We start from the raw sequence: 4943 nt of genomic DNA on the forward strand, positions 1-4943 counted from the left end.
GCCGCCCTCACCCTCTTCCAGGCCGTGGGCGACCGCCTCGGCGAGGCCAATGTGCTGGCGGCCCTCAGTCGGTTGATGCTCGATAGCAATCCCCCTCAGTCAGCACAACTGCTCCAGGAGGCTCTCGCCCTCCGTGAGTCAATCAATGATCGCTACAGCATGGGTGCTGATCTCGGCAATTATGGGATCGCCTTGCTCCAGCATGGGCGCAACGCTGAGGCCTTGCCGTACCTGGAGCGGGCCAGAGCAATCTTTGCCCAACAAGGTATCGAAGAGATGGTGCCGCAGGTGGACGCGCTTATCGCCCAGGCGCAGGGTAGCGGTGGTGGCCCAGATATGGGTGCGGTGCTGCGCGAGTTCGAGCCGCTGCTGCGGGCGATTGCTGCGGTGGCGAACGGCGACGATGCGCCACCGCAGGACGTCACTGAGACGCTGGCGCACCTTGAGCAACAGGGCTGGATGCTGCGCGAACCCGTCGAGCGCATCTGGGCGGGGGAGCGGAATCGCACTGCGCTCGTAGCGGGCCTCGACGACCAGGACGCGGCGCTGATCGACCAGGTGCTGGCACTGATCGCGTCGCCAAACTGATCCCCGTTGGCCTGGCTCCGCACCCAATTCCGCCGCTGGAACGATCTGCGGCAAAGCGCTTCGGCGCAAGCCGCGCCAGCGGCGAACCCAGCGTGGCGTGAGCGATGCTCAGGCGGGCGACGGCATGAGTCGTGAGGTCAAGCCGTTTTTTGCCGTTATGGCACACCAGCATCCGGCTTCAGCGGGAGTGATTTGCCTCATTGGCAAATCAGCTTCCGGCTTCAGCGGAGGCGATGGGCCTCGTTGGCACACCAGCCTTGGCGCTCCCGTGAGCCAGCTCAGCGGCGCGGCGAGGGGCCGCGCCGGGCCGTGCCACCAGCGCCAGCGGAGAGCTGCGCACGCACGGTGGGTGGGCCAGGGCCGTTGCCACGCACCCTCCTGGCAACCGCGCTTACTGCCTGAAAAAAGGTATCGGTTTATGCTATACTTTGCCATACCGATATCTTTTCTTGGAGTACCGCAATGGCCCCTGAACCACGCATGGATCCCCGCCTCGCTCGTCGCCTGGCGGAAAAACAGGCCCTCCTTGAGGCCCGACGCCCGCTGTCCGACGCGACCCTGCGCCAGCTCCACGCCGATCTTCAAGTGCGCCTGACCTTTCATTCCAATGCCATCGAGGGCAATACGCTCTCCCTGCGCGAGACCCAACTCGTCATTGAGCACGGGCTGACCGTGGGTGGGCACGCGCTCCACGAACATCTGGAGGCAACCAATCATGCGGCGGCATATCGGTACGTGCAGGCCCTGGTCAACGCAGCGACGCCGCTGACCCTGGACGTGGTACGGGAACTGCATCGCCTGGTGACGGATCGGCTGCTGGACGAAGCGGGCCAGTGGCGGCGCGGTGCGGTCAGCATCCGGGGCTCGCTCCTGCAGCCGCCGCCGGCACGGGAGGTACCCGCCTTGATGGCGCAGTGGCTCGCCTGGCTTGACGCTGACGGGCAGCAGGACGACCTGATCACGCGGGCGACCCTGGCACATCATGGCTTCTTGGCGGTGCATCCCTTTCGTGACGGCAACGGGCGCACCGGACGCCTGGTGCTCAATCTGCTGCTCATGCGTGGCGGTGCGCCGCCAGCCCTGCTCCTCCAAGAATGGCGGCTCGGCTACCTGGAAGCGCTCGCACAGGCGGATCGCGGGCGCTGCGGACCGCTCCTGAACCTGGTGGGTCGTGCGGTCGAAAGCGGCCTCGATCTCTATCTGGAAGCCTGCGACGCGACCCCAGACGAAAGCTGGATGCCCCTGAGCACGCTGGCCGCGACCTCACCCTACAGTGCCGAATACCTGGCGCTGCTCATTCGCAAAGGGCGTCTGGAAGGCTCCAAACGCGGCGGGCGCTGGCACAGCACTTCAGCCGCGCTGGCCCGCTACCACGACGACATCGCTCACGGGCGCATCCCGCGTGGCCGTCCCCCGGGAAGAACCACGCGGGATGCGCCAAGCGAAGGATAGCGCTGCGGTGCAGTGCCGGGACACGGTGCGAGCGCAGCGACCTTTTCCGTATGGTTCATCGGCAGATCCTCACCCGGCGCTCTTAGCCAATCGGTCAATGATGCGCCATCCAAGCCACGCTGTCAAGCTGTTTTTTGCCACTATGGCACATCAGCTTCCGGGTTCAGCGGGAATGATTTGCCATAGTGGCAAATTATCGCCATGGCCGACGAACCAGCCGGACGCTGAGGCCGCGAGGTCTGCGCCCCCCCCCGCAGGTTCGCGCTGGTCCATCGTCGCAGCAAGCGCAGCGATCCAGCACAAGAACGTGGTCAGGCGTGGCACACCCTCGCCGAGAACTGACAGGCTTGAAGGCACTCCATCCCATCAGACCGCATGATCATCGGGTGGGTATCGTAGCGCACAGCGAGCCAGCGCATCGTTGCACATGGCACAGACCAGGCTGCCTCTATGGCGCACAACAATGCGCCTGATCCTATCTATCCAGGATGGCGTAGTGTCCCCACGGACGAAGCTACGACAGGTGCTGCAATGAGTGGCGGCAGCGCGTAGCAAGCAGCGTGCGCATACCAGCATCCGCACGTTCATGCGCTACTTTTCAAGACTTCCGAGCTAGGTAAACATCCTGCCAGGGCGTACCGCGCGATGCGCGCCGGTAGGATTCGACCAATTCAAAATCCTGTAAGAGTTCATCTCGTACATATTGGAATGGACTAAAAGAAGCATAGTGATTCGTACCTACCTCATTTGGATCAGGTGACGGACCACCGAGAGGCTGTCCATTGAGAAACGCGGTCTGTGCGTCTGGTGGTAATGCCGGTAGATAATAGTCGCCATGTGTCGTAAACAAAATGTACCCACCTGGACGTAGGATTCGTCTGAACTCCCGCATCCAAGCCATCTGCAGCGCGACATCCCAATGCGTAAAGGTCGAGAAGGCATAGATCAGGTCAAACATATCGTCGGGATAGTGCAGTGGCGGTTCAAGGCGGTTCTGATCAATACTGGCAAAGGGAGTTACGCGACGGCACCACATCACGAGCTCAGGATTATAATCGACGCCATAGAGTTGAAACTGCGCAGCGCGCGATTTCCAATGGCGTAGGACGCGGCCACATCCGCAACCGAAGTCCAGGATCGTGTGGAACGGATGATTCACATGGCTCTTTTCCAATGTTTCCCACACCGTATCAAAGGCTTTGCGTCCGCCCTCCACAAAGTAATTGGCCTCATGATTGCCCTGAACGAGGAACATCATCGTCGTTGGTGGGAGTGGATTGCCACGGAGCCGCTCTGTCCAGTAGACACGTTTATTTTTGAGGCGAAGTTTCAATGGAACATCTGGCTGGAACTTGATCAAGCGCGTGAAAGTCTGGATGATGGAATTCATAAGATAAACTCATAAGATAGAGATAGCCAACCACGAACCTTACCATACTGCAAATATATGAATGAGTAAACAGCTTATAATACCATGAAATGTTTTAGATGGCAAATACTGGATCAATTTTTATATATATATTTACATTTATTAAAAAGGTATTTTTTGATAAATGTAAATATATCAAATTACACTCATTACACAGATTTTATTACGATCAAGATGAAGCACCTTCCCTGGGGGCTGATAATCACCGAGGTCGTGATCGCGGTGCTGCTGGGCATCGGTGTCGATGCCCCATTACAAGACACTCCTGGATGATCGTCCGGTGATTTCACCACTGAAGCACAGCGACCTTGAGGAAGAATCTACATCTGAAATTCTGTGGTACGTTGAGTTTGCGCATCACACTACCGCCGAATGCTTGGCACTCCATCGCGCAGATCCGTCGTCCGTTGAGCCGCATTGCCTTGATGCGTACCGCCTTGATCTGTACCAACCGCTCAGCAAGGCTGACCACCTCGTTTGGCGTTACCCTCGTGCCGAGGGCGAGGAACAACGCATGACAGCGCGAGCGCAGCAACCCTTGCGCTCCGGCGGGGGGCTCCGGCGCGGCGGCAGGCCGATGCGCCACCGCCAGGAAACAACGCGAGCGGCAGGCCCACGCACGCATGGGCGCAGGCGATGGGGTGTTCGTATCATTTCACCCACTACTTACCTCGGCTTGGACTGCAAGGCGGGTGATCTGGATGCGTACCAGCAATTCACCGGGTACGCTATTGCGTGCGCCGTAGGCGGCGGCTTTTTCCAGACCCATATACCGCCCGCCAAGGCGCATTGCCCAGGCCTTCAGGGCGACCGGATCTTCACTGAGTGTGGCAAGGCCCTCAATGATGACGAAGCTAAACGGTGGGGTGTCGTCGTCCACACAGAGGCTCACCCGAGGATCGCGCCGCAGATTAGCGGCTTTGACGCTTGTATGCCAGGTGGTGAACACGACCTCGTCGCCTTCCAGGTCGAACCAGATCGGGGCGACGTGTGGTCGCACATCGGCGCGTACCGTCGCTAGCTTTGCCGTGCGCGCCCGTACGAGCAAAAAGTCACGCGCCTCGGTGGAAGTCATGGGACGCATCGGATCTCCTTTCGCTTGAACCCACTTCCGCTGCCGTTGCCCCCTAGCCCCACCACACCTCCAGGAAATGTTACGCCCCAGCCTTCTGCTGGACAAGCCAGTCGGTCAGATCGCTGAGCGTATCAAACTCCAGCAAGGCCTCACTTAACGTGAGTAACTGCGCGGGCGTCAACGCCAAGACCTCACGCCGAGTGACCTCAGACAGACGCCCCACTTTGCGCTCGAGCAAACGGAGGATTAACGCTTGGCGTTCCTCTTGCCGACCTTCTTCGCGCCCTTCTTCGCGCCCTTCTTCTCGCCCCTTCAATTCCCATTCTGTGATCAGTTCCACGACCGCCTCCTGGATTGGTGTCTGCCACGTGGCAACTTCCGCCTCAAACCGACGCGTCT

5 protein-coding genes are annotated in these 4943 nt (G+C 59.9%); 2 read left to right on the forward strand and 3 right to left on the reverse strand.

The features are described 5' to 3' along the window. Together EYB53_RS24940 and EYB53_RS24945 are read left to right on the forward strand one after the other, a co-directional pair. Positions 1–588, forward strand: a 588-nt coding sequence (locus EYB53_RS24940; RefSeq protein ID WP_167857616.1) for a tetratricopeptide repeat protein, incomplete at its 5' end; no start/stop codon positions are given. Between the two features lie 462 nt (positions 589–1050). After that, positions 1051–2040, forward strand: coding sequence for a Fic family protein (locus EYB53_RS24945; protein ID WP_135482265.1), 990 nt, complete (start codon positions 1051–1053; stop codon positions 2038–2040). A 598-nt stretch (positions 2041–2638) separates the two neighbouring features. Here the strand turns inward: EYB53_RS24945 and EYB53_RS24950 are convergent. The 3 genes from EYB53_RS24950 to EYB53_RS24960 all read right to left on the reverse strand — a co-directional run. After that, positions 2639–3430, reverse strand: a complete 792-nt coding sequence (locus tag EYB53_RS24950; RefSeq protein ID WP_135482268.1) for a class I SAM-dependent methyltransferase — start codon at positions 3428–3430, stop codon at positions 2639–2641. A gap of 694 nt (positions 3431–4124) precedes the next feature. After that, the gene (locus EYB53_RS24955; RefSeq protein ID WP_135482270.1) at positions 4125–4553 is read right to left on the reverse strand and encodes a PPOX class F420-dependent oxidoreductase; all 429 of its coding nucleotides are present in this window, start codon (positions 4551–4553) and stop codon (positions 4125–4127) included. Positions 4554–4623: 70 nt separating this feature from the next. After that, positions 4624–4943 (reverse strand): DUF4351 domain-containing protein (locus tag EYB53_RS24960; RefSeq protein ID WP_135482273.1); only part of this gene is annotated, 320 nt, incomplete at its 5' end.

The organism is Candidatus Chloroploca mongolica (assembly GCF_004762035.2).
GTDB lineage: Bacteria > Chloroflexota > Chloroflexia > Chloroflexales > Chloroflexaceae > Chloroploca > Chloroploca mongolica.

What these genes read in the sequence shown, in the direction of transcription:
- EYB53_RS24945 (WP_135482265.1), top strand. Translation starts at nt 1,051, where the DNA reads ATGGCCCCTGAACCACGCATGGATCCCCGCCTCGCTCGTCGCCTGGCG.
- EYB53_RS24950 (WP_135482268.1), bottom strand. Translation starts at nt 3,430, where the DNA reads ATGAATTCCATCATCCAGACTTTCACGCGCTTGATCAAGTTCCAGCCA.
- EYB53_RS24955 (WP_135482270.1), bottom strand. Translation starts at nt 4,553, where the DNA reads ATGCGTCCCATGACTTCCACCGAGGCGCGTGACTTTTTGCTCGTACGG.